The organism is Roseateles sp. PN1 (assembly GCF_038419725.1).
In the GTDB taxonomy this organism is placed as follows: domain Bacteria; phylum Pseudomonadota; class Gammaproteobacteria; order Burkholderiales; family Burkholderiaceae_C; genus Paucibacter_A.
The window spans coordinates 43,575-68,778 of the sequence record NZ_JBCARA010000004.1 but is presented as its reverse complement, the minus strand read 5'-3'; the positions used below and the strand labels follow the sequence as shown (position 1 = coordinate 68,778).

General features: G+C 63.2%; 22 protein-coding genes. 12 read left to right on the top strand and 10 right to left on the bottom strand.

The genetic code is table 11. From position 1 onward, the window contains the following. The first annotated feature begins 125 nt into the window (after positions 1-125). The 5 genes from AABB87_RS07530 (at position 126) to AABB87_RS07510 (ending at position 5,635) form a co-directional block, all read left to right on the top strand. Entirely contained in the window at positions 126-689 is a 564-nt protein-coding gene (locus AABB87_RS07530) for a DUF6622 family protein (RefSeq protein ID WP_341970672.1), read from the top strand. A gap of 118 nt (positions 690-807) precedes the next feature. Then, positions 808-1,923: a sensor histidine kinase gene (locus AABB87_RS07525; protein WP_341970671.1), complete on the top strand. Its 1,116-nt coding sequence runs from the start codon at positions 808-810 to the stop codon at positions 1,921-1,923. Positions 1,924-1,966: 43 nt separating this feature from the next. Continuing rightward, entirely contained in the window at positions 1,967-2,809 is an 843-nt protein-coding gene (locus tag AABB87_RS07520) for a LytR/AlgR family response regulator transcription factor (RefSeq protein WP_341970670.1), read from the top strand. A gap of 64 nt (positions 2,810-2,873) precedes the next feature. Next, a complete protein-coding gene (locus tag AABB87_RS07515; protein ID WP_341970669.1) occupies positions 2,874-3,680 on the top strand; it encodes a MipA/OmpV family protein in 807 nt (268 codons plus the stop codon). Between the two features lie 152 nt (positions 3,681-3,832). Continuing rightward, a complete protein-coding gene (locus AABB87_RS07510) occupies positions 3,833-5,635 on the top strand; it encodes a glutamine--tRNA ligase/YqeY domain fusion protein (protein ID WP_341970668.1) in 1,803 nt (600 codons plus the stop codon). Positions 5,636-5,747: 112 nt separating this feature from the next. Here AABB87_RS07510 and AABB87_RS07505 read toward each other — a convergent pair whose 3' ends face one another. Together AABB87_RS07505 and dbpA are read right to left on the bottom strand one after the other, a co-directional pair. After that, complete coding sequence (locus AABB87_RS07505; RefSeq protein WP_341970667.1) at positions 5,748-5,966, bottom strand: hypothetical protein; 219 nt, start codon at positions 5,964-5,966, stop codon at positions 5,748-5,750. A 203-nt stretch (positions 5,967-6,169) separates the two neighbouring features. Then, positions 6,170-7,588 (bottom strand): ATP-dependent RNA helicase DbpA, encoded by a 1,419-nt coding sequence (gene dbpA, locus AABB87_RS07500; RefSeq protein WP_341970666.1) that lies wholly within the window; start codon positions 7,586-7,588, stop codon positions 6,170-6,172. A 222-nt stretch (positions 7,589-7,810) separates the two neighbouring features. Between dbpA and AABB87_RS07495 the strand changes: the two genes are divergently transcribed. Continuing rightward, the gene (locus AABB87_RS07495) at positions 7,811-9,577 is read left to right on the top strand and encodes a sensor histidine kinase (RefSeq protein ID WP_341970665.1); all 1,767 of its coding nucleotides are present in this window, start codon (positions 7,811-7,813) and stop codon (positions 9,575-9,577) included. 55 nt (positions 9,578-9,632) lie between these two features. Here the strand turns inward: AABB87_RS07495 and AABB87_RS07490 are convergent, their stop codons facing one another. The 5 genes from AABB87_RS07490 to AABB87_RS23055 form a co-directional block, all read right to left on the bottom strand. Beyond that, on the bottom strand, positions 9,633-10,019 hold the full coding sequence (locus tag AABB87_RS07490) for a translation initiation factor Sui1 (protein WP_058719130.1): 387 nt from the start codon (positions 10,017-10,019) through the stop codon (positions 9,633-9,635). Continuing rightward, complete coding sequence (locus tag AABB87_RS07485; RefSeq protein ID WP_341970664.1) at positions 10,016-11,029, bottom strand: tRNA dihydrouridine synthase; 1,014 nt, start codon at positions 11,027-11,029, stop codon at positions 10,016-10,018. Before AABB87_RS07485 ends, AABB87_RS07490 begins: the two co-directional genes overlap by 4 nt. Next, positions 11,026-11,532 carry a M48 family metallopeptidase gene (locus tag AABB87_RS07480; RefSeq protein WP_341970956.1) on the bottom strand — a complete coding sequence of 169 codons (507 nt, stop codon included), beginning with the start codon at positions 11,530-11,532 and terminating at the stop codon, positions 11,026-11,028. The genes AABB87_RS07485 and AABB87_RS07480 overlap by 4 nt, the downstream gene beginning before the upstream one ends. Further along, a complete protein-coding gene (locus AABB87_RS07475; RefSeq protein WP_341970663.1) occupies positions 11,532-13,454 on the bottom strand; it encodes a M3 family metallopeptidase in 1,923 nt (640 codons plus the stop codon). The genes AABB87_RS07480 and AABB87_RS07475 overlap by 1 nt, the downstream gene beginning before the upstream one ends. 161 nt (positions 13,455-13,615) lie before the next feature. After that, complete coding sequence (locus AABB87_RS23055; protein ID WP_445944842.1) at positions 13,616-15,379, bottom strand: LuxR C-terminal-related transcriptional regulator; 1,764 nt, start codon at positions 15,377-15,379, stop codon at positions 13,616-13,618. A gap of 366 nt (positions 15,380-15,745) precedes the next feature. Here AABB87_RS23055 and AABB87_RS07465 point away from each other — a divergent pair, with 366 nt between their 5' ends. The 3 genes from AABB87_RS07465 to AABB87_RS07455 all read left to right on the top strand — a co-directional run bounded on the left by AABB87_RS07465 (position 15,746) and on the right by AABB87_RS07455 (position 18,256). After that, positions 15,746-16,336, top strand: a complete 591-nt coding sequence (locus AABB87_RS07465) for a 1-acyl-sn-glycerol-3-phosphate acyltransferase (protein ID WP_058719128.1) — start codon at positions 15,746-15,748, stop codon at positions 16,334-16,336. Beyond that, entirely contained in the window at positions 16,333-16,629 is a 297-nt protein-coding gene (locus tag AABB87_RS07460; protein ID WP_341970662.1) for a VF530 family protein, read from the top strand. Before AABB87_RS07465 ends, AABB87_RS07460 begins: the two co-directional genes overlap by 4 nt. A gap of 94 nt (positions 16,630-16,723) precedes the next feature. Continuing rightward, a complete protein-coding gene (locus AABB87_RS07455) occupies positions 16,724-18,256 on the top strand; it encodes a BCCT family transporter (RefSeq protein ID WP_341970661.1) in 1,533 nt (510 codons plus the stop codon). A 63-nt stretch (positions 18,257-18,319) separates the two neighbouring features. Here the strand turns inward: AABB87_RS07455 and minE are convergent, their stop codons facing one another. From minE to minC, 3 genes are all read right to left on the bottom strand, one after another. Continuing rightward, complete coding sequence (minE, locus tag AABB87_RS07450) at positions 18,320-18,580, bottom strand: cell division topological specificity factor MinE (RefSeq protein ID WP_058719125.1); 261 nt, start codon at positions 18,578-18,580, stop codon at positions 18,320-18,322. Positions 18,581-18,592: 12 nt separating this feature from the next. Further along, entirely contained in the window at positions 18,593-19,408 is an 816-nt protein-coding gene (minD, locus tag AABB87_RS07445; protein ID WP_295075955.1) for a septum site-determining protein MinD, read from the bottom strand. A 93-nt stretch (positions 19,409-19,501) separates the two neighbouring features. Then, a complete protein-coding gene (gene minC, locus AABB87_RS07440) occupies positions 19,502-20,311 on the bottom strand; it encodes a septum site-determining protein MinC (RefSeq protein WP_341970955.1) in 810 nt (269 codons plus the stop codon). 669 nt (positions 20,312-20,980) lie between these two features. On the opposite strand from minC, the gene AABB87_RS07435 reads away from it, so the two are divergent. The 3 genes from AABB87_RS07435 (at position 20,981) to AABB87_RS07425 (ending at position 25,194) form a co-directional block, all read left to right on the top strand. Further along, positions 20,981-21,169 (top strand): hypothetical protein, encoded by a 189-nt coding sequence (locus AABB87_RS07435; RefSeq protein WP_341970660.1) that lies wholly within the window; start codon positions 20,981-20,983, stop codon positions 21,167-21,169. Between the two features lie 168 nt (positions 21,170-21,337). Continuing rightward, positions 21,338-23,383, top strand: a complete 2,046-nt coding sequence (gene metG / locus AABB87_RS07430; RefSeq protein WP_341970659.1) for a methionine--tRNA ligase — start codon at positions 21,338-21,340, stop codon at positions 23,381-23,383. Between the two features lie 113 nt (positions 23,384-23,496). Then, positions 23,497-25,194, top strand: coding sequence for a SulP family inorganic anion transporter (locus AABB87_RS07425; RefSeq protein ID WP_341970658.1), 1,698 nt, complete (start codon positions 23,497-23,499; stop codon positions 25,192-25,194). Positions 25,195-25,204 lie beyond the last annotated feature (10 nt).

The window sequence follows — 25,204 nt, the reverse complement described above, 5'->3', positions numbered from 1 at the left end:
GCGCCCGCTCGCAGCACTTCGCGCCCGCTGAGCGCGCACTGTCGCAAGCGCCTGGTCGGGTGAGCCTCGCTTTCGCATGATGGCGGCACTCACCACTACACAAGCCAACACCAGGCCACGCCATCATGCAAGCATTCAGCACCATCGCCAGTCACGTCCCCGTCTGGGTTTGGACCCTCCTGGCCCTCTTGCTGGCCCTGGGCCTGCGCCAGAGCCGCGACCAGTACCTGCCGCGCGGCCGACTGGTGCTGCTGCCCCTGATCTGGCTGGCTTATGGCCTTTGGGGCGTGCGCAGCAGTTTCGGCCATGAGTTTGCGCTGATGCTGGCCTGGGCCTTAGGCCTGGTGCTGGGCATGCAGCTGATGCGACTGTCTGGCCTTGCTAGCCTTGTAGCAGGCAGCCATTTCGACGCCCAGCGTGGCCACTACTTTGTGCCTGGCAGCTGGCTGCCGATGGTCTTGATGCTGGCCCTGTTCGGTGCCAAGTTCGCCTTGGGCATGAGCCTGGCCATGCACCCGGAGCTGGCGCAAGAAGCCAACGTGGCACTGAGCTTCAGCGCCTTGTTCGGCGCCTTGTCGGGGGCCTTGCTCGGGCGCTCACGTACCATCCTGCGCTCATCCTCCACCGCATCCACAGCCACAAACTCAGCAATCGCAGCAAGCCCACAGGGTCAGGTCTTGCCGGCATAAATTGCCATCAGTTGCCATCACTTGCCATGCCCTTTCACACGCCCTTTCACACGCCACATCTCCTGAGTGCACTGACCCAACTTTCCGGCCACGGTGCCCAGCGCCAGCCCACGCCGCTATGAGCTGGGCCGGCATCGCCATCCCCGCCGACCTGCTCGGCCGCGCCTTGCGCCAGGCCAGGCTGGTGCTGATCATTGCCCTGGTCGCGGCTGGCCTCGTCAGCATGATGTGGCGCCAGCCCTTTTTGCTGTCCTTCATCTTTTGCCTGTGCATCTCAATTTCTTGCTCGGCGCTGATTCAGTCCTTGAGCGCCGGCGCCACTTACCTCATCAACCGCTTGCGGCCAGAGCACCTGCCCCGTGCGACCTGGCCGGGCTGGCCTTTGATGATCATCTGCCTGGTGCTGGGCACCAGCCTGGGCTTCAGCCTGGGCAATCTCATCGGCGAGGCCCTGACCGGCCTACACACCACCGGCCTGTACAGCGGCAACTGGCGACAGGGCCTGATCATGCTGGCGGTGTCGCTGCTGCCCGGCGTGCTGGCCACCAATTTCTTCGTCAACCGCAGCCGCTTGCAAGCGGCCCAGGTGCAGGCGCAAACCGCCCAGCGCTTGGCGGCAGAGAACCAGCTGCGGCTGCTGGAGTCGCAGCTGGAGCCACATATGCTGTTCAACACCCTGGCTACTTTGCGGGTGCTGATTGGCAGCGAGCCGCAGCGTGCCCAAGCCATGTTGGACCAGCTGATTGCTTTTTTGCGCGCCACCCTAACGGCCTCCCGCAGCGGCAGCCATCCCCTGCGTGATGAGTTCGCACGGCTGCAAGACTATCTAGCCCTGATGCAGATCCGCATGGGTGCACGCCTGCAGCCCAGGCTGGAGCTGCCGGCCGAGTTAGCCGATTTGCCCGTACCGCCGCTGCTGCTGCAGCCCCTGGTGGAAAACGCCATCAAACACGGCCTGGAACCCAGCCTGGACGGTGGCGAGTTGCGCATCAGCGCCAGCCTCAGCGGTACCCCAGAAGCCCGGGAATTGCTGCTGCAGGTACAAGACGGTGGCCTGGGCTATCAGCCCAGCGCGTTTCCGCGCCCGAGCGGCAGCGGCTTCGGCCTGCATCAGGTGCGTGAACGCCTGCTCACCCAATTCGGCCCCCAGGCCAGCCTGACCATTGCCGCCCTGCCCGCCCCGGCCAGCGGCACTCTGGCCAGCATCCGCCTGCCTCTGCCAGCAAAAGTTTGATCACCGAACATCACCCGTTAGCACCACCCCTTAGCACCACCCGATGAATCCGCCCACCGCCCTGATCGCCGAAGACGAAACCCTGTTGGCCGAGAATCTGCGCCAGGAGTTGGCCAAGCTCTGGCCCGAACTGAGCATTTGCGCCATGGCCCCGCATGGTCAGGCGGCAGTCGATGCCGCCCTGCGCCTGCGGCCGGACATCTGCTTCCTCGACATCCGCATGCCGGGCATGAGCGGGCTGGAAGCGGCCGCCGCGCTGGCCGATGCTTGGCCGGACGATGAGCAGCCCTTCCCCCTGCTGGTCTTCGTCACCGCCTACGACCAATACGCCTTGCAGGCTTTCGACCTGGCTGCGGTGGACTATGTGCTCAAGCCGGTGCTGCCGGAGCGGCTGGCGCAGACCTGCGGGCGTCTGCAGCAAGCACTGGCGCAGCGGCGCCTGCAAGACAACTCAAGCGAGAACGCCAACGCGCCCAGCATGCAGGCTGCTATGGATCAACTGCGGCAATTGCTGCAGACGCCCGGCCTGGGCGGCAGCCCACCGCTCACGCCCGCCCAGCCGCCCTTGCGATTGCTGCAAGTCGCGGTCGGCAACACGGTGCTGATGGTGCCGGTGGACGAAGTGATCTATTTCGAGGCGGCGGACAAATATGTGCGCGTGCTGACGGCGCAAAAAGAGCATCTGATCCGCATCTCGCTGCGCGAACTGCTGCCGCAACTCGACGGCCAGCGCTTCTGGCAAGTGCATCGCAGCGTGGTGGTTCGCAGCGACGCGATTGCCCGCGCCGTGCGGGACGAAGCCGGCAAGCTGACGCTGCATTTGCACGGCTCGCCGGACAAGCTCGCGGTCAGCCGCATGTATGCCCATCTTTTCAAAGGCCTCTGAGCCTATCGGGTCACCCAAAGCGTAGACAATGCTCGTCATTCCAAACCCACTGAGTCCAACCCTCATGCGCAAGAACAATCGCCCGCTTTTCGCTGCCCTCGCCCTGCTCGCCGGCCTCAGCCTGGGTGGCGCGGCCCAAGCGCAGTCATTCGATGCCTTCCGCAGCTACGGCGCCAAGATCAATGAAGACGGCGGCACCATCGGCCTGGGCGCCATCTACGCCAACAAGTATCGCGGCGCCAAAGATCACAAAGGTCTGGTCGCCCCCATCCTGGACTACCGCTGGGCCAACGGCTTTTTCGCCGGCACGCGCAATGGCCTGGGCTACGATTTCTCGCGCAGCGAAGGCACGGCCTACGGCATCCGCCTGACCGCCGACACCGGCCGTGACCAGGACGATGACGCGCATCTGCGCGGCCTGGGCGACATCAAAATTCGCCCCGAAATCGGCGCCTTCTACAACCTGGCGCTGAGCCACAGCATCTCGTTCACCAGCTCGCTGCGCTACGGCTCGGGCAATAAGCAAAAAGGCTTGGTGGCCGATCTGGGCCTGAGCTACAACATGCCGCTGGCACCGCAATGGGTGCTGGGCTTTGGCGCTGGCCTGAGCATTGTCAACAGCGACTATATGCAGGACTACTTCGGCGTCTCGGCCGAACAAGCCAAGAACAGCGGCCTGGCCGCGTATGAAGCCAAGGCCGGGGTGCGCGATGTGCGGGCCAATGTGCTGCTGAACCATTACCTGAGCAAGAAGGCCGGCGTGTCCGTCGGTATCTCGGCCGGTCAGTTGCAGGGCGACGCCAAAAACAGCCCAGTGACGCAGAAGTCCAGCAGCTACACCGCCATCCTGGGCTATAGCTACCTGTTCTGATCCGCCGGCTTGCAAGCCTGTTTGCAAGCCGCATTGCAAGTCTCTTTGCACGCCGCTGTGCAAGCGCCGGGGCTGATGCCCCGGCCGCACCGATAAAATCCTCCCCCACTCCAATTTTTCTGAGGGCCGCCTGCGCGGCCTCAAGACAGCCGATGTCCCATCCCAACGAAGAAGCAGCCGCCGTCAAGCCCAGCAATTTCCTGCGCGCCATCATTGAACGCGACCTGGAACAAGGCGGGCTGCAGGGGCGCCACTTCGCCGGCACACCGGGCGACGCCGCTCACCACGCGGCAGGCCCCCTGGACGCCGCCAAGATTCGCACCCGTTTCCCGCCCGAGCCCAATGGCTATCTGCACATCGGCCACGCCAAAAGCATCTGCCTGAACTTCGGCCTGGCGCGCGACTACGGCGGCATCTGCCATCTGCGCTTTGACGACACCAATCCCGAAAAAGAAGAGCAGGAATACGTCGACGCGATCAAGGAAATGGTCGCCTGGCTGGGCTGGAAATGGGACGTGACGGACGCTGCGGGCCAGAGCCACTCGCACCTCTTCTACGCCAGCAACTACTTCGACTTCATGTACAGCGCGGCCGAGTATTTGGTCAGCGCAGGCCTGGCCTATGTGGACGAGCAAACGCCCGAAGAAATGCGCGCCAACCGCGGCGACTTCAGCAAGCCCGGCGTCAACAGCCCTTTCCGCGACCGCACGCCCGAGGCCAATTTGCTGCGATTGCAGGAAATGAAAGACGGCCTGCATGCCGACGGCTCGATGATTTTGCGCGCCAAGATCGATATGGCCTCGCCGAACATCAATATGCGGGACCCGGCGCTCTACCGCATCCGCCGCGCCACCCACCACAACACCGGCGACCAGTGGTGCATCTACCCGATGTACACCTTCGCGCACCCGATCGAAGACGCGCTGGAGCGCATCACCCACAGCATCTGCACGCTGGAGTTTGAAGACCAGCGCCCGTTCTACGACTGGTTGCTGGGCAAGCTGGCCGACGGCGGCCTGCTGGCCCACCCGCTGCCCAAGCAGTACGAGTTTGGCCGCCTAAACCTGAGCTATGTGGTCACCAGCAAGCGCAAGCTGCGCCAGTTGGTGGACGAAGGCCATGTCACAGGCTGGGACGACCCGCGCCTGCCGACCCTGGTGGGCATGCGCCGCCGCGGCTACACGCCCGAAAGCATCCGCAATATGGTCGAAGCCACCGGCGTGACCAAGAGCAATGCCTGGCTGGACTACTCGGTGCTGGACGGCTGCTTGCGTACCGACCTCGAAGGCAAGGCCGCTCGCGCCAGTGCGGTGCTGGACCCGCTCAAGCTCAAGCTCAGCAACTGGGCCGAGCTGTTCGGCAGCAAAGAGCACCGTGAGCCCTGCAGCGCCCCCGCCCACCCGCATCACCCGGAGATGGGCACGCGCCAGTTCACCCTGGGCCCTGAGGTCTGGGTTGAGCAAGAAGACTTCATGGAAGTGCCCAGCAAGGGCTACCACCGCCTCTTCCCAGGCAACAAGACCCGCCTGAAGTACGGCTATGTGATTGAGTGCACCGGCTGCGAGAAGGATGCCGATGGCAAGGTCACGGCCGTGCTGGCCAATGTGGTGCCCGACACCAAGAGCGGCACACCGGGCGCGGACAGCGTCAAGGTCAAGGGCGTGATCACCTGGGTCGGCGCGCATGAAGCCGTGGCGGCCGAGCTGCGCCTCTACGACCGCTTGTTCACCGAGGCCCAGCCGGATGCTGGCGAAGGCGACTTCATCGCCGCGCTCAACCCCAATAGCTGCCGCGTGGTGACGGGTTATCTGGAACCTTCACTGGCCGCCTGGCCGGCTGCCCAGCAAGTGCAGTTTGAGCGCCACGGCTACTTCGTCAGCGACCGTGTTGACCACCGCGCCGACAAGCCGGTGTTCAACAAGATCACCGGCCTGCGCGACGGCTGGGGCAAATAAGCCCTGAGGCTGCAAAACAAAAATGCCGAAGCTGAAACTTCGGCATTTTTTTCGTCCGTACTTTGGCGCCGCCTTTTGGCTAGCCCTTTTTACGCGCCCTCTTTGCTCGGCTTCAGCCCACGCAGGCCTGAACCTCGGGCGACGCGTATTCACGCCCCACCACCGCCCGGGCGAAGAGATAGTTCTCCAAAGCCTTGGCGCTGAGGGCATCAAGCTGCACATCGCCGCGTGCATTGCAAGGGAAGGCCAAGGCCTTGCCGGTGTGAAACAGCGACTGAAAACGCAGCTCAAACTGGCTCGCTTGCTGCTCCGGTACGTCTAAAGAATTCATATCCATCATTTACTCCCACGCTGCCGAGATACTCTCCGGCACCGTGATGCAAGACTAGGCCCCAGATAAGGGGGGCACCATGTGCATACGTCTCGAAATAACGTCGGCGAACGCCTACGCGTGCACTAGGAATCGCACCGACACGAATTTGTCACGAATGTCGGTGGTTGGCAGCCGGCCCTATTTGGGCCGGCGCGCTCAGATCAGCTCAGCTCGACCAGATCGGCCATGCGCCGCACCTTGACCTTGCGGCCCTTGAGCTTGCCGTCTGACAGGCGCTTGACCGCCTCGCGGGCAATGCTGCGCTCCACCGCTACATAGCTGTGGAATTCGGTGATATTGATCTTGCCGACCTGCTCGAACTTGAAGCCGGCCTCACCGGTCAGCGCACCCAGGATGTCGCCAGGGCGGATCTTTTCCTTGCGGCCACCGAGGATCTGCAAGGTGTCCATCGGCGGCTGCAAGGCACCACCGGCACTCGGCGTGAGCGTCTCAAGCCCTTGCCAGACAAAGGGATAGCCCTGCATCTGCTCGATGCGGCCGATGCGGCCCATCTCATCCAGGCTGGCCAGGCTGAGCGCCAGGCCTTCAGCACCAGCCCGGCCGGTACGGCCGATGCGGTGGGTGTGCACTTCCATATCGGGCGTCACTTCGACATTGATCACGCACTCCAGCTGGGCGATGTCCAGGCCACGCGCCGCCACATCGGTCGCTACCAGCACCGAGCAGCTACGGTTGGCAAACTGGATCAGCACTTGGTCGCGATCGCGCTGCTCCAAGTCGCCATGCAAGGCCATGGCCACAAAGCCCTGGCCGCTCAGCACCTCGACCAGATCACGGCACTGCGCCTTGGTATTGCAAAACGCAATCGTGCTGGCCGGGCGGAAATGGTTCAGCAGCAAAGACACTGCATGCAGACGCTCGGCCTCGGTGACCTCAAAAGCCAGTTGGCGAATGCTGGTCGGTGCCTGCACGGCGGCCGTGTTCAGCTTGACCTCTTTGGGCTCGCGCATGAACTGCGCGCTCAGCTTGGCAATGCCTTCCGGGTAGGTGGCAGAGAACAGCAAGGTCTGGCGCTTCTTGGGTGCTTGCTTGGCAACGGTGACGATGTCGTCAAAGAAACCCATATCCAACATGCGGTCCGCTTCGTCCAGCACCAAAGTGTTCAGGGCCGACAGGTTCAGGCTGCCGCGCTCCAGATGGTCCATCACCCGGCCGGGTGTGCCCACGGCGATGTGGCAGCCAAAGCCCAGGCTGTCCATCTGCGGCTTCATCGGCGAGCCGCCGCACAGGGTCAGCACCTTGATATTGTCGGCAGCACGCGCCAGGCGACGGATCTCCTGAGTGACCTGGTCCGCCAGCTCGCGGGTCGGGCACAGCACCAGGGCTTGCACATCAAAGCGGGCGGCGTCCAGCTTGTGCAGCAGCGCCAGCGAGAAGGCGGCGGTCTTGCCGCTGCCGGTTTGCGCCTGGGCGATCAAATCCTGGCCGGCCAAGGCCAAGGGCAGGCTAGCGGCCTGGATCGGCGTCATCTGGGTATAGCCCAGCTGCGCTAGGTTGGCCTGCATGGCCGCGCTCAAGGGAAGTTGAGCGAAAGAGAGTTTGTCGGTGGAGGCGTTCATCGACCGATTATCCCTGCTTGGCTGCAGTGGACGCTTTTTTGCGCGTCTTTCCGTTCTTTTGACAGCAAGAACCTTGGCAATAAACGCCAATTTGGCGGCCATTGTCTAGCTATCATCAAGACTCGACGGCATACGGCGCGGATCGACGTGGCGCGCGGTCGTCTTGCCCCAAGCCAGCGCGTCCAGGGTTCAAGCCCAAGGTCGCAGCCACCCAGGGATGCCATGACAGATGCCGATGTCGCCCCGCCGACGCCCTCCACCCTCGAGCTCGATAACCGGGCCGAAGTCCAGGCGCTGCGCCTGCAGCGCCGGGTGATGCTGATTGCCGGGCTGGTCATCTTGCTGGCCTGGATCTCGATCAGCAGCCTGCTCTGGCTGCGCCGCCAAGACGCCATCGACAACCAGTTCCAGCAAAACGCCAATCTGGCCCGTGCTTTTGAGGAGCAGACCGAGCGCGTGCTTGAAGCCAGCAACCAAGCCACCCTACGCGCCCGCGACGTGATCGCCAGCGGCCGGGCAGCACCTGACGATCTGGTGCGCTTTGCCAATGAGACGGGGCTAGCACCCAAGATCTTGGCCCAACTGGCTTGGCTGGATGTAAGCGGGCGCCTGGTGGCCACCAATCTGGACCCCGAAGGCAAGAAGTCGGCCGGCATCGATCTCTCCGGCCGTGATCACGTCAGGATCCACCTGGCCCCGCAATCGACGCCACTACTGGCGCCGCTGGCGCAGCCAGATGAGCTCTACATCAGCCAGCCGGTGCTGGGCAAGGTGTCGAACAAATGGACCATCCAGCTGTCCCGGCGCATCACCGACCCCAGGGGCCGCTTGCTGGGCGTGGTCGTGGCCTCGGTGGACCCCAGCTATTTTGAAGAAGTATTCCGGCGCGTGGACCTGGGGCGCGAGGGCGGCGTGACCTTGATCGGCCACGACTTGGCCATCCGGGCCAGGGTAATCGGCGGCAAGGCGGCCAATCAGAGCGCCGCCTTGCCGCCCACTTCGGCCTTTGCCCGGCAAGCCTTGGGCAAGGAGGAAGCCAGCTTGATTGGCATCGGTTCGGTCGACGGCGTTAAACGGCTGGTCACCTCTCGCCATATCAACCAGTACCCGCTCTATCTGCTGATTTCGGTGGGCCAAGATGAGGCGCTGGCGCACTGGCGCAACGCCGCCATTGCGACCGTGGTGCTGACCTTGCTGCTAAGCCTTCTGATCACGGCAGCCGCCGCCGGCCTGGTGAGCAGCCTGCGGCGGCAAGAACGCAGCACCGCCGCCTTGCGCCGCAGCGAGGCCCAAGCCCACGCGGCCAACCAGGCCAAGAGCGAGTTCCTTGCTGCCATGTCACACGAGTTGCGCACGCCCCTGACCAGTATTCGCGGTTTTGCCGAGTTGATGGAGCAGCGACTGGAGGACCCCAAATTCCGCAAACAGGCCGGCTTGATCCGCAAAGGTGCCGAACACCTCAGCACCCTGCTGACCGAGATTCTTGACCTCGCCAAGGTTGAGGCTGGCGGTATGCGGCTGAATCAGGAAGTGGTGAACCCTCGCGCCCTATTGCAGGGCTGCGCCGATTTCTTTGCCATCTCGGCCGGTAACAAGGGCCTGGACCTGCAGGTTCGCATCGACGAGACGCTGCCGGCCTCCTTGAATTGCGACAGCTTGCGGCTCAAGCAGATCCTCAACAACCTGCTCTCCAACGCGATCAAATTCACCACCGAAGGCAGCGTGACGCTGTCGGCGGAAATGCAGCCCGGCTGCATCGTCTTTCATGTGGACGACACCGGGCCCGGCATTCCTGCGAGCGTGCAGCAGACCATCTTTGAAAAGTTCCGCCAGGCCCATGCGCTGATCAGCACCGAACATGGCGGCACCGGCCTAGGCCTGGCTTTGTCGCGCGGCCTGGCCGAGTTGATGAAGGGTCAGCTGAGCGTGCACTCCAAGCTGGGGCATGGCGCGCGTTTCACATTGAGCCTGCCGATTCAGCCCCGCTGATCGGCGCCGGCTCGAGGCCGGCCTGTGGCCATCAGCCGAGCATGGGCCCAAGGCCTCAGCCGCCGGCTTGCTTGACCGTCCAAGTGCCTTTTTTCTTCAGCAGCTCAATCACCCGCTCGCGGTGGTCGCCCTGCACCTCGATCACGCCGTCTTTGACGGTGCCGCCGGAGCCGCAAGCGGCCTTCAGCTCCTTGCCCAGGGCGATCAATTCGGGCTCGGCCAGCAGCACGCCTTTGACCAGGGTGACGCCCTTACCGGCGCGGCCCTTGGTTTCGCGCGAGACGCGCACGATGCCGTCGCCCTTGGGCAGCACCGGGCGGCCGCAGCGGCAGTCGGCCTTGGCCTGGCGGCATTCCGGGCAGGTGCGACCGGTTTCGGTGGAATAGACCAGGCCGCTGAGCGCGCCCAGGCCAGAGAGAGATTTATTGTTTGACTTGCTCATGCGATGCAGCTTTCTTCCTGTTCCAACTCGCCGGTCGGCTCGCTCACTTCCACCCGCGCTGGCGCCACCGGCTGCAAGGGCGCCGGGCCGAACATCTGCAGCGCCAGCTCCTCGGGTGAATTGAGGGTGCGCAGGCGCAGATAGGCCTCTTCGGCCTCGGGGTAATGGCGGCGCAAATAGTGCAGCCATTGCTTGAGCCGGCCGGCCTGATGGCGATGCGCCACATGGCGCTGCACCTGGGCGAAAAAGACCTGCATCAAGGGCAGCAGCTGCGCCCAGGTCAGCGGCGCCGCGTCGGGGCTGCGAATCGCCAAGGCCAGGCCCGGGTTGGCCACCATGCCGCGGCCCAGCATCAAATCGTCGCAGCCGCTTTGTGCACGGCAATTGGCGGCGTCGGCCGGGGTCCAAATCTCGCCATTGGCGACCACCGGCACACCCACCGCCGCGCGCACCTCGGCGATGCGGTCCCAGTAAGCGGGCGGCTTGTAGCCATCGGCCTTGCTGCGGGCGTGGATCACCAACTCTTCGGCGCCGGCCTCCACCATCGCCAGCGCGCAGTCCAGGGTGCGGGAATAGTCCATATAGCCCAGGCGCATCTTGGCGGACAAGGGCATTTCGGCCGGCATGGCGCGGCGCACGGCGGCAACGATCTGGCCGATCAACTCGGGCTCGTCCAGCAGCACCGCCCCGCCCCGATGCAAATTGACGCATTTGGCCGGGCAGCCGAAATTCAAATCAATGCCGGCCGGCCCCAGGGCCGCCAGCTTGGCCGCGTTCTCGGCCATGCAATTCACGTCCGAGCCCAGCAGCTGCGCCCGAACCGGCACCCCGGCCGCCGTCATGCCGCCGTTGAGCAGCTCCGGCACGATGCGGGTGAAGACGCGGTTAGGCATCAGCATATCGGTGATGCGGATGAACTCGGAGACACAACGGTCCACCCCGCCCACCTGCGTCAGCGCGTCGCGCAGCATGTGGTCGAGCAGGCCTTCCATCGGCGCCAGCAAAATCATGCAGCCCCCCCGGCCTGCAGCTCCAGATGGGTCAGATACAGGCGCAGATGAAACTCCAGCTGGCCGTAATTGGGCTCCATATGCTGACAGAGTTGATAAAAGGCCTTGTTGTGATCCAACTCCTTCAGGTGCGCCAACTCATGCACCACGATCATTTTCAAAAACTCCGCCGGCGCCTCACGGAATAGCGTGGCCACGCGAATCTCGCGCTTGGCTTTGAGCTTGCTGCCCTGCACCCGCGAGGCGCGGGTGTGGGTGCCCAAGGCATGCTGGATGACTTTCAATTTGGCATCAAAGCAAACCTTGGCCAGCGGCTCCGAGCTGCGCAAATAGCGCTGCTTGAGCGCTTGGGTGTAGTCGAACAGCGCCGTGTCGCTGCGCACCTCGTTGACTTCGGGGTAGCGCCGCGCCAGGGTGGCGCCCAGGCGGTCGCTGGCAATCAGCTGATGGACCTGGGCTTGCAGTTCGGGCGAATAGCCACTGAGATATTTGAGAGGCGGGATCACGGCAGGGCTGGAGAGGCGGGAAAGTGCCGCGCCACCCAGCCCTCAAAGGCCGCACACATGGCGTCGTCACCCTGCGTATTGTCGGCGATCAGCTCAGCCCCGTGGATCACGCGGATCTGCGCGTCCAGGGAGGAATGCGCAAGTGCTGCCTGTAGAGGCGATTGAACACGGGCCTCGGCGGCGGCCAAACTGCGCTGTTCGCGCGCCCAAGCGTCGGCCACCGACTCATTGCAGGCCTCGGCCAGATAGCGGGCAGAGAAGCCCTCGCCGGTCAGGCTGCGCAGAGTGGCGTCGTGGTCGATGCTGTTACCGGGCACCCAGAAATGCTCGCGCAAAGCCGGGCCGATGGCCGGGTTGTCGCACAGATAGCCGTGCTGCTTCAAGAAATGCGCGCGGGTCTGATAGACCGCCATATGGGCCAACAAATAGCCCTGGTAAGAGGCCGCCGACTCCTGATTGAGCAGATGCGGTATCGCCAGCATGGGCCGTGGGCTGACCACGCCCAGCACCCGCAACTCGGTGGCGCGGGCCAGGGCCAGCACGGCGTCGGCCGTCAACTCCTCATCCGCCATGGCGTAGAGCGCAGCCTCGAAGTAAGGCACGATGGCAATCGAGCGCTCTTCAAAAGCGCGCATCGGCTGGCTGCTGGCGATGCGGGCGTGGATCAACTCGTCCGGCATGGCCTCGCCGGCCGCATTCTTGGCGTAACGCTTAAGCCAATCGGCATCGTTCAAGAGGCTGTCGCAGAACATCGACTGCGTCTCGGCATAGGCCATCGAGGTCGGCGCGAATTCCTGGGCGAAGCAAGGCGAGTTTTGCGCCACATTCGACATATGCGCCGCATGCCCGCCCTCGTGGAACAAGGTGTTGATGCCGCGCAGGCCGCTGCCCAACTGATCGGGTTTGGCGGTGGCGGTGAAGTTGACGGCGGCAGGCACCCAGCGCCCCTGCGCGTCCAGGTAGCAAGGCACGGGGCTGTGGCAAAAACCGTTTTGGTATTTGCCCGGCCGCTCCAGCAAGTCAAGCTGCAAGGTAGCGCCGCGATAGGCAATGCCCAGGCGCCTGAAGCTCTCCACCCAGCGCCGCAGCGCCGGGCCAAAGGGCATGTAGGCGTCCATGCGGCGGATCACATCGCCGCTACTGTGAAAGCGCAGATTCCAGGGCTGCAAGGCCTGCTCACCAAAGCGAGCGCGCAAGTCGGCCAGGCAGCGCTCATGGGCGGCCTGGGTGCGTTGCACAAAATCATCCAGGATGGCCATCAACGCGGCCGGCGTCATGCGCTCGTTCTTGCGCAGCTTGAGTTCGAAATAATTGCTGAACCCCAGCGCCCGGGCCAGGCGGTTGCGCAGCTTGATGATGTCCAGCAAGCCATTAGCCAGCACCCAGGCCTCGATCTGCTCAAAGCCCTCGAAGGAGCTGCGCCGATAGGCTTCCACCGGGTTGGTGGCGGCATTGGTGGCCAGCATGGACAGCGAAGCCACTTCTGCCTCCCCGCGCTCGTTCAAATGCTTGATTTGCAGCTCGCGCTTGTTGGCGAACAAGGCCGCCTCGGCCTCGATCAAGGCCTGCATCAAGACTCGCCCCTGCTCCTTGTCCACGATATTGGCCTCGAACAAGGCCAGCCAGCCGCGCAAGCCATGCTGCAGGGCGGCAAGCTCGTCGGCTTGCTGCGGTTGCGGCGCTGCTTGTTCTTGCGCCAACCGCTCCAGCTGCGCCAGATGGCTGCGCGTCAGCGCCAGCTGTTCCGGGTCGGAAATGAAGGCCTTGAAGGCCTGCTCTGCCGCGGCGAAGCCGGCTTGATCCGCGGAGGTGGCCATATAGGTGGCCCAGAACAGCTCTTCCTTGGTCTTGTGAACCAAGTTGTAACGCTCGTTCAGCTGATTGAAGTAGTCGCGGGCGGCTTGCAGCATGGTGGGCATGGGCGGAGAGTCGGCAAAGCCGGCAGCTTAGCGCCTGCTGAGCGGTCGGTGGGCAGCAGATGGGCGGAAGGTGGCGCGCTCCAACACACAAATCAACGCCTGGGCAAGAAAGACTCAGCCCGGCTTTCGAATCCGCGCCCTAGCAAGCGGCCTGAGTCGCCTCAGTCCGGATACTGCAACATGCCCAGCGTACGCGCCCGCGTCACCGCATGTTTGCGAGAACAGGCTTCGAGCTTGCTGAACATGCCTTTGAGGTGCCATTTCACCGTTTCAGCCCCGACGCCCATGGCCTGCGCAATCTCCTTGTTCGAGTAATTGCGCGCCAGCAATTGCAAGACTGCTTGCTCCTTGCGGGTCAGCAAGTCCATTTGTTGCGATGGCGCTGACGGAAGCAGCGGCACCGGCGGAGCAGCGCGAGCAGCAGCCACGGCCTGAGCCGCAGGCGGCACCGTGTCCTGCGGCTTGCTGGCCATCTGCACGCCCAGCACGTGCAAGAGCGCCCGCGGGTTTCTGAGTCGCCCGCCCCCGTCCTGCACATGCGCCAGCCGGGCCTGGCGCGAATAGGCATAAGCCTGGCGCATTTGGTCGGCCTCCGCGCACGCGTCCGCCAGATAGTCCAGCAAGGCCGCCGGCGGCCGCCAGCCCCGGATCAACCGGCCCCTGTCCAGCGCCGACTCCGCGTAGTGAATGGTGGCGGTAGGTGCGGTCATGCCTGCGGGCGCCGGCAGGTTCTGCGCGCCGCGGCGGTGCAGCTCCGCCAGGGCGCCGCTGATTTCCACATCCACCAGCGGGCAGCCAAAACGCTCACTCAGCGCCTGCGCTTCTTGCAGCGCCACCATGGTTGCATCGATTTGCCCCAGCTGCGCCAGGGCATGGGCCTGCCGGGCCAAAGACATGGCCAGATTGGCCATCGCGCAGCCGGCACGGAAGAGCTGGATGGCCTCCCACATCACATCGACCGATTCCCGTACCTGACCCAGGGCATGCAAGGTGAAAGCCAGCTCACTGCAGGCAAAAGCTTTACCCAGCCCCTGCGGCAAGCCACGCATTTGCAGCAGCGCCTCGTTCAGCGCCGCCAGGCTTTCCTGGTGCCGACCCAGATGGCGCAAAACCCGGCCGACCTGGGTCTGCGTCATGCCCATCAGCAGCGGCCAGCCGGTCTGACGGGCGCGGTGCGCCGGTGCCTCAAAGCACTGGGCGGACGCCTCCATATCGCCCAGCGCCAGGCAGGCATTGCTGGCGTTCATGCTCATGATGCAATGAAAGCGCAGCAAGCCCATGTCCAGCGCCAGGGCCGCGGAGCGATTGAACAGCTGCGCCGCTTCGGCAGGTTGACGCAAGCACAAAGGGAAGGCCTGGGCGGCCAGCGCAAAGGCCTGCTCGGCCGCGTTGCACGAGTCCACTTCTTCTTGAGGAACCGGCCCAGGACTCGCGTGCGAGGTGCCACGATCGCAAGCCAGCATGCCCGCGGCAATGCCCCAGCGCTGGCGATCCGATAACTTGGCAAAACAAGTCAAAGCCGACTCCAGCGCATGCAATTCGCGCTCACGATCCCCGCTGAGCTTGGCCAGCAAGGCCTCGGCCAAAAAAGCATCGCCCGCCGCATGCCCGTCAACACTGGGCCGCAGATGATTGCGGGCCTGATCCAACTCGGCTTGAGCATCGGCCATGCGCCCAAAAAGGCAGGCGGTTTCGCAGGCCACCAAGGCCGCACGCGCCATCACGGCATTGGCCTCAGCAAGCGGCAGCCGATGGCGTGGCAGCCAGCGCCTGAACTCTGCCAACAAGGTCTCGGCACGCCGGCTATCGCGTTGCCGCAAATGCCAGGCCAAGCTCAACAAGGCATGCAGGCGCGACACGCCTGCCGCCGCCTCGAGCCCCTGCTCCAGACCTTCCAGAACTTGCTGCCTAACGACGTATTCCATGCAAACAGTCTAGGCCGCACGATTCCCCGCTCACCCCGTCGAATTCCCTAGCCCCCCGCTTTCAAGGGGGTGCGCAGAGCGCGCACCGCCGCTGTGCACACCTGCGCGACGAAGCGCACTAAGCCAAGACACCGGAGCGCGCACAAGCCGCTACCCACCGTCCACAGTGGCTGTGGACAAGTCCGTGCATAGCCTGCGCACGCCGTTGCTAAGTGATTGACACCAAAGCGCAAACCCTGGAATGCCTCATATTGAGGCATTCCATTTTGAGCGCCGACGCGGGCGCGAGATAATCCTCCCCTTCCTAGGGCATACAAGCGCCCTTCTTCGGCCCTTGCGCCTGTTTCGCCCGCTCCGCGGCTCACCATGCACAGAACCATTTTCACCACACCTATCGTCAACACCGTGCTGCGCACCTTGTCGATTGGCTTTCTCAAACTCACCGGCTGGAAGATCGAAGGCGCGCTGACACCCGAGCAACACAAAAGCGTGTTGATCGCCGCCCCCCACACCAGCAACTGGGATCTGCCATACACCTTGATGGTGGCCTTTGCGCTGCGCCTGAACATCTACTGGATGGGCAAGCGGCAAATCTTCCGCTTCCCCTTCGGCGGCGTGATGCGCTGGCTGGGCGGCATCGAGGTCAACCGTGAGCAGTCCAGCAACTTGGTCGCCGCTTCGGCCGCGGCCCTGCGCGCAGCCGATGGCCCGGTGCAACTGATCGTGCCACCCGAGGGCACGCGCAGCAAGACGCGCTACTGGAAGACCGGCTTTTACTGGATTGCGCACGAGGCGCAGGTGCCCATCGTGATGGCTTATATGGACTACGAGCGCAAGCTCAGCGGCCTGGGGCCACAGTTCAAGCCCAGCGGCGACATCGAAGCCGATATGCTGGCCATCAAGGCCTTCTACGCGCAATACAAGGGCAAGAACTGGCAGCAGTTCGATCACAAATGACCTCACCTAACTCGCCAGCATCACCGGCATCACCGGCATCATCCGCCGCCAACAAGCCCAAAGACCCGCTGCACGGCCTGACTCTGGAGGCCATCGTCACCGCGCTGGCCGACTACTTTGGTTGGGATGAGCTGGGCCAGCGCATCGAGATCCGCTGCTTTCAGTTGGACCCCAGCGTGGCATCGAGCCTGAAGTTCCTGCGCAAGACGCCATGGGCCCGCGCCAAGGTGGAAAGCCTGTATCTCTTCATGCTCCGCGAACAGGCCCGGCAGAGTCCTTCAGCAAATCGTTAACCCGCAAGTCGCTGACCCACCGGGCGACTTTCACCCGAACGCCAGCCGCGCGCTTGAGCTGAAGAAAGAACGATCTAGAAAAAGAGGGATTGCCATGCAGAAGTGGATTTCCGCCGGCGTGATTGCCTGCGTCGTGCTGTGGGGCTTGCTGGCACCGCAGGACATGCAGGCCTTCTTCAACGGCGCCTTGGCGCAAGTCACGCGCAACTTCGGCTGGCTGTATTTGTGGATCGTGCTGGGCCTGGTGCTGCTGTGCCTGGTCTTGGCCTTCAGCCGCTATGGCGAGCTCAAGCTGGGCAAGGAAGACGATGAACCGGAGTTCTCCTCCGGCAGCTGGTTCGCCATGCTTTTCTCGGCCGGCATGGGCATAGGCCTGGTGTTCTGGGGGGTGGCCGAGCCGATCTCGCACTTCCTCAACCCACCGCCCGGCGTCGAGGCCGGCACTCCCGAGGCCGCGAATGCGGCCATGCGCTACAGCTTTTTCCACTGGGGCCTGCATCCCTGGGCGGTCTACAGCCTGGTCGGTCTGGCCATTGCCTTCTTCCAGTTTCGTCGCGACAAGCCGGCGCTGATCAGCTCGGCCACCGATGCCCTGCCCTGGCGCCATGCGCGCCGCATCGGGCCCTTGGTCAATATCCTCGCCATCGTGGCCACGGCCTTTGGCGTGGCGGCTTCGCTGGGCGTGGGCGCCTTGCAGATCAATGCCGGGCTGCAGCGCATGCTGGGCCTGCCTATCAGCATCAATTCGCAGTTAGTCATCATTGCCGTCACCACCGCACTCTTCCTCTTATCGGCGCTCAGCGGTGTGGGTCGAGGCGTCAAGTGGTTGTCCAGCGCCAATCTGATTCTGGCGGCCTGCCTGGCCCTGGCGATTTTGCTGCTGGGGCCTACGGTGGCCATCATCGACACCTTCACCAATACCCTGGGCGCCTATTTGTCTGACTTCGTGCGCATGAGCTTGCGCATGACGCCCTTCCGCGCCAGCGAATGGGTGGGCAGCTGGACGGTGTTTTACTGGGCCTGGTGGATTTCATGGTCGCCCTTTGTAGGCGTATTCATCGCCCGCGTCTCGCGCGGCCGCACCATCCGCGAGTTCATTCTGGGCACCGTGTTGGCGCCGACCTTGGCCGCGGCGCTGTGGTTCTCGATCTTCGGCGGCACCGCCTTGCACCTAGAAATCTTCAAGGCCGTGCCCATCGCAACGGCCGTCAAGCTCGATGTCGCCACGGCCATGTTCGCGATGTTTGACGCGTTGCCGCTGGGCGGCTTGATGAGCGCGGTGGCGACCTTGCTGGTAGTGGTGTTCTTTGTCACCTCGGGCGACTCCGCCACCCTGGTGCTGAGCATGATGAGCAGCGGCGGCAAGTCTGAGCCCGACAACAAGACCAAGCTGCTCTGGGGCCTGCTGGTGGCCTTGATCGCGGCCAGCTTGCTCATGGTTGGCGGTGTCAATGCGGTGCAAACCGCCACCATCGTATTCGCCCTACCCTTCTCGGTCGTTCTGGTGCTGATTGCCGCCTCGCTGTGGCGAGCGGTGCGCGAAGACCAACATGAGCAGGACAAGCTGGAAAAGGCCATGCGCAAGCGGCTGCGCCAGGGCTTGACCGAGGCCGATCAAGGCCGCTGACAAACATCAGCACTGCAAAGCAGAACGGGGCCCCAAGGACCCCGTTTTTTTGTGCAGCGTAAATCAGCGCGCCGACTCGGGCAGCTCGATCTTCACTTCCAACACTTCCAGATCACCTTCGTGCTCGACGGTGACCTTGAGGTCATTGGGATTGATATTGACGTACTTCGAAATCACCGCCACCAGCTCGCGCTGCAGCTGCGGCAGGTAATCCGGCTTGGCGTTACGGCCATTGCGCTCGTGCGCAAGAATCAGCTGCAGGCGCTCCTTGGCGACATTGGCCGTGGTCTTCTTCTCGCCGAGAAAGAAACTCAGAAATCCCATCGCAGCGACTCCTTATTTGCCGCCGAACAGGCGCTTGAACAGGCTGGGCTTGACGGCCTCGATGAAGCGCATGGGCTTGTCTTCACCCAGGAAGCGGCTGACCACATCCTTGTAGGCCTCCGACACGTCCGTGCCCTGCATATGAATCGCGGGCGAGCCTTGGTTGGAGGCTTGCAGCACCACTTCCGACTCAGGAATCACACCGATCAGCGGCGTGCGCAGGATCTCATGAATGTCTTCCAGCGACAGCATATGGCCGCCTTCGACCCGGTTCGGGTTGTAGCGGGTGATCAGCAAATGCTCTTTGATGGGCTCTTTGCCGTCGATGGCGCGCTTGGTCTTGCTATTGAGCATGCCCAGGATGCGGTCCGAGTCGCGCACCGAAGACACCTCGGGATTGGTGACCACCAAGGCCTCGTCAGCGAAGTGCATGGCCATCAGGGCACCGGTTTCGATGCCGGCCGGCGAGTCGCAGACGATGAAGTCGAAGTCCATGGCCTTGAGCTCTTCGAGCACACGCTCCACGCCTTCGACCGACAAGGCATCCTTGTCGCGCGTTTGCGAGGCGGCCAGGATGAAGAGCTTGTCCAGCTGCTTGTCCTTGATCAGGGCTTGGCTGAGCTTGATCTCGTCGTTGATGACATTGATCAGGTCATAGACCACGCGACGCTCGCAACCCATGATCAGGTCGAGGTTACGCAGGCCGACGTCAAAGTCGATCACGCAGGTCTTGTGGCCGCGCAGAGCCAGGCCGGTGGCAAAGCTCGCGCTGGTGGTGGTTTTGCCCACGCCGCCTTTGCCGGAAGTCACTACGACTATCTTGGTCATCGAATTCAATCCTTTCAAAATCTCTTGGCAGGACCGGTTCAGCGCCGACCCATCTGGTTCAAATCTGCAATCTCAAAACAAGTTCGGCCGGCCTCAGAGCTTCAGCGGCTCCATCACCAATTTCTCGCCTTCCAGCCGAATCTGCGCAGCCTTGCCCAAGACGGTGTCGGGCAAGGGGTTTTCGGTGGTGCGATAGGTGCCGGCGATGGCGATCAACTCCGCTTCCATGCTCATGGCGAAAATGCGCGCCTCGGTATTGCCCTTGGCGCCGGCAATGGCCTTGCCGCGCAGCGGGGCGTAGACGTGGATGCTGCCATCGGCAATCACCTCGGCTCCGTGGTTGACCAGGGCCAGCACCACCAGATCGCCGCCCTTGGCATAGACCTGCTGACCGCTGCGCAAGGGCTTGTCGATGATCAGGGTCTTGGCGCTGCTGCCTTCGGCTGGCACGGGCACCTCGACGATCACCTCACGAACGACTTCGCGCACCACTTCTCGAATTTGGACCGGGGCCTCGTCGACGCGGGGGCGTGCGGCTTGCACCTCGTCGGCAGGCGCCTCTGCCAAACCCAGGCTCAGCGCCTGAGCCAGCTCATCCGGGCGTGCGCCCATGATGGCCACCGGCTGCAGGCGGTACTGGCGCAGCAAGGCCAGCAAGGCCGCCACGTCGAGCAAAGCGGCCGCATCGGCATCAGCGGGCAATTGGCTCAAGTCCAGCAAGAGCGGGTCTTGGCTGAACAGCTCGGGCGTATCGCCCCATTTGCTGGCCAAGGCGGCGGCCAGTTCGGCCAGATCCGCGGACTTCAGCACCAGCGCCAGCAAACTCAGGCTGGCGCTCTTCAACTCGAAACATTCAGCGTTTCTGGAACCCGTCCGAGCCGCCGCTCCTCCCGTCTGTGCCATCTGTGCCTGAGTCATCGAGTTATTGTGTAAATCGTGTGATTTTAGCTGGACGAATGTGGCAATCCCTCAGGCATTGCCCGCAGGATTCACCTGAGCCCTGCCCAAATTTGAGGCAAGCCAGCAAAGTCTCAAGCCCATCAAGCACTTAGCGAAACTACCGCCAAGCCACCCACAAAGATATCCACAGCGGATGGGGATAGCCCCGGGCATTTCGAGTGACTCGCCCCCAAAAAATCGATCATTTCTGTGTTAGCGCGCTTGACTTATCCCCATTTTTGGCCTGAGTCAAGCCTTTCCAAGCACCAGCCGGGCAAGTCCCTAGCCCTCTCGGCCAGCGACGCTAAGTTGTTGATTCATATTGAATGCCGTCGACTGCTTCGAAATGAGGCAAGCTAAGCTGATGCACGGTGGGACAAGGGTTTGGCGGCCGCTCAGGGGCCTTGTCCACAAAGTTATCCACAGCAGCGGTGGATAGTCTTGCTGCGCTATAAAAATCAGTCACTTAGCTGTCATGTTTGAAGTATTTCTGAGCTTCCTGCGCTAAGTCGCCTAGCGTGATTCCGGGACGCCGAATGGCCTGTTTGATCGCCCATCTTGGCGACTAAGGCCTCGCTGCGGTTACATTGAAGGCAAACCCGCGCATCGCGGACCTCTTGCAGGAGCACGGCATTGGCCACACCCAACTACTCATACGAAAAACGCCAACGCGAGCTGGCCAAGAAACGCAAGACCGAAGAAAAGCGCATGCGCAAGGCCAACAAGCCTGAAGGCGAAGCCGATGCGCCGGCCGATGGCAGCGAGCCGGCCGAAGGGGCTGAGCCCGCAGCCAGCAACGAAACACCTGGCAGCACCGCCTAAGCGGACTCAGCGGGCCGCACAGCGGCCCGAAACTCTGCATCGAGCGCCAGCCCAAGTCCTCAGCGACAGGGCTGCGCCGAGCGAGGCTTGGAGCCCCGAGGCGCACCTTCGGGCTGTGGCCCTAAAATGGTGGACTTCCCGGCGTTGCCCGGGGCAAAAAAAGCCATCATGACCCGCAAGCTCTTCGTCACCACCGCCCTTCCCTACGCCAACGCCAACTTCCACATTGGCCACATCATGGAATACACCCAGGCCGATGTCTGGGTGCGCTTCCAGCGCATGATGGGTCAGGAGGTGCACTTTGTTTGCGCCGACGACGCGCACGGCGCACCCATCATGATTGCGGCCGAAAAGGCCGGCAAAACGCCGCAGCAATTCGTGGCTGACATCGCCTCGGGCCGCAAGCCCTATCTCGACGGCTTCCACATCAGCTTTGACAACTGGCACTCCACCGACGGCGCGGAGAACCACGAGTTGTCCAAAGACGTCTACCGCGCCCTGCGCCGCCAGGAGCTGATCGATGTGAAGGCGATAGAGCAATTCTTCGACCCCGAGAAGTCGATGTTCCTGCCGGACCGCTTCATCAAGGGCGAATGCCCCAAGTGCGGCGCCAAGGATCAGTACGGCGACTCCTGCGAAGTTTGCGGCGCCGTCTACGCGCCGACCGAAGTCAAGAACCCCTACTCGGTGCTGACCGGCGCCACGCCCATCCTCAAGAGCTCGGAGCATTACTTCTTCAAGCTCAGCGACCCACGCTGCATCGCTTTCCTCGAAGAATGGACGCAATCGCCGGGCCGCTTGCAGCCCGAGGTCTTCAACAAGATCAAGGAATGGTTCACCAAGGATGAAGAGGGCAAGGGCGGCCTGGGCGACTGGGACATCAGCCGCGACGCGCCCTACTTCGGCATCGAAATTCCCGACGCGCCGGGCAAGTATTTCTACGTTTGGCTAGACGCGCCGATTGGCTACCTGGCCTCGCTGAAGAACTATTTCGGCAAGATCGGTCGCGACTTCGACGCCTTCCTGGCCGACCCCGAGGTGGAGCAGATCCACTTCATCGGCAAAGACATCACCTATTTCCACACCTTGTTCTGGCCCGCCATGCTGCACTTCAGCGGCCGCAAGACGCCTGACCACGTGTTCGTGCACGGCTTCATGACCGTCAACAACGGCGAAAAGATGAGCAAGAGCCGCGGCACCGGCTTGGACCCGATGAAGTACCTCAGCCTGGGCCTGAACGCCGAGTGCCTGCGCTACTACATCGCCGCCAAGCTCAACGGCCGGGTCGAGGACATCGACTTCAACCCGGAAGACTTTGTCGCCCGCATCAATAGCGACCTGGTTGGCAAGTACATCAACATCGCCTCGCGCGCTGCCGGCTTCCTGAGCAAGCGTTTCGGCGGCCATTTGTCCGGCGATGTCGGCGTGGAAGGCCGAACCTTGCTGGACGGCCTGCGCGCCCATGCCGCAACGATTGCCGAGCTGTACGAAGAACGCGAATTCGGCAAAGCCCTGCGCGAGACCATGCTGCTGGCCGACCGCGTCAACGAGTACGTGGACCAGAACAAGCCCTGGGAGCTGGCCAAGCAAGAAGGCAAGGACGCCGTGCTGCAAGACGTTTGCAGCGTCTGCATCGAAGCCTTCCGCCTGCTGACGATCTACTTGAAGCCGGTGCTGCCCGCGCTGGCCGCCAAGGTGGAAGCCTTCTTGCGCGTTGAGCCGCTGCAGTTCAGCGATGCCGCTCGCGCACTGGGCGCCCATCAGATCGGCAGCTACGAGCATTTGATGCAGCGCATCGACATCAAGGTGGTCGAGGCCTTGTTCGAAGCGCCTCCTGCGCCGAAAGTAATTCCCGGCGGCGAAGACATCGCGCCCGAGATCAAGATCGATGATTTCAGCAAGGTCGATCTGCGCATTGCCAAGATCGTCAAGGCCGAGCATGTGGAAGGCTCTGACAAATTGCTGCGCCTGACCCTGGACGCCGGCGAAGGCCGCTTGCGCAATGTGTTCAGCGGCATCAAGAGCGCCTATCAGCCTGAACAGCTCGAAGGCAAGCTGACCGTGATGGTGGCCAATCTGGCGCCGCGCAAAATGAAGTTCGGCATCAGCGAAGGCATGGTGCTGGCCGCCAGCCATGCGGACGAAAAAGCCAACCCCGGCATCTTCGTGCTGGAGCCCTTCCCCGGTGCGCAGCCGGGCATGCGGGTGCGCTAAGCCACTTCTCTGCTAACGCGCAAGCCTGTCGCAAGCTTGCCTCGCCAGACTCGGGCCGTCCTAGCGACGGCCCGAATTGTTTGTGCCCTCGTCAGGCGCACAATGGCTCAGACATGTTTGACAAGCTGCACCGCTTCCACCCGCGCTCCCTCGACCTGCTCAAGGACTATTCCCGGGCACGCTTTATTGCCGACCTGGGCGCCGGCTTCACCGTCGGCGTGGTGGCCCTGCCACTGGCCTTGGCCTTCGCAATTGCCTCCGGCGTCAAGCCCGAACAAGGCGTTTTCACGGCCATCATCGCGGGCTTTTTGATCTCGGCACTGGGTGGCTCCAGTGTGCAGATCGGCGGGCCGGCGGGCGCCTTCATCGTCATCATTTACGGCATCCAGCAGCGCTACGGCCTAGGCAATCTGCTCATCGCCACCATCCTGGCCGGCGGCCTGCTGCTGGCGATGGGGGCGTTGAAGCTGGGCGTGCTGGTACGCTACATCCCGGTCAGCATCGTCATCGGCTTCACCAATGGCATTGCCATCCTGATCGGCCTGTCGCAGCTCAAAGACTTTCTGGGCCTGCACATCGACAAGATGCCGGCCGACTTTTTCAGCCAGCTGGCCGTGCTGAGCGAGCACTGGCGTGAGGTGCAGCCCTGGGCGCCGCTGGTTGGCAGCGCCTGTGTCTTGATCGTTGTGCTCTGGCCCAAAACCTATGCCATGGACCGCGCCGCGCAAGGCTTCAAGCCCAAACTGCGGCGCTGGATGTCGCAACTGCCCGGCACGGTGATTGCGCTGGCTGCGGCCACCGCCGCGACCTACTTTCTGCATCTGCCGCTGGACACCATCGGCAGCCGCTTCGGCGGTATTCCGCAGGGTTTGCCCAGCTTCGCCCTGCCGGACTTCAGCTGGAGCAGCGCAAAGATGCTGCTCATCCCCACCATCACCATCGCCTTGCTGGGCGCCATCGAATCGCTCTTGTGCGCGCGGGTGGCCGATAACCTGACCGAGCTGAAACGCCACGACCCCAACCAGGAGCTGATGGCCCAAGGCATCGCCAATATCGTCACGCCCTTTTTCGGCGGCATTCCGGCCACCGGCACCATTGCCCGCACCGTCACCAATGTGCGGGCCGGCGCCAGCAGCCCGGTGGCGGGCATCGTGCACGCGCTGTGCTTGCTGATCATCATCCTGGTGGCGGCACCGCTGGCGGCGCATATTCCGCTGGCGGCGCTGGCCGGCATCTTGTTGGTGGTGGCCTGGAATATGGGCGACTGGCATGAGTTCGCCCGCCTGCGCAATTTCAGCCTGCCCTACCGGACGATTCTGCTGGGCACTTTTGTGCTGACCGTGGTGTTCGACCTGACGGTCGCGGTGGAAGTGGGCCTGGTGCTGGCTTGCGTGTTTTTCATCTACCGCATGAGTACCTTGTTCAAGGTCGAGCCGATGGAGCTGCCCTATGTAGCCCCAGCCATCGCCAGCAACAGCAAGATCTACCAGCTCTACGGCTCCCTCTTTTTCGGCGCTGTGGGCAAGGTCGAGAACCTGGCCACCGCGCTGGGTGCCGAAGGGCACACCTTGGTGCTGGACGCACAGATGCTGATCTCCATGGACACCTCCGGCCTGGACGCATTGCAACAGCTGCAACGCACGCTTGAGCGCCAGGGTCAGAAGCTGGTGCTGTGCGGGCTCAACGAGCAGCCCGCCAGCCTGATCCGGCGCGGCGGCCTAGCCGAAGCGCTGGGCCCTAAAGGCATCTACCCCGATCTGTCGGACTGGCTGCTGAGCCAGATGCAGATCGCAACGCCAAAGCCCCTGTAAAATCCACGTT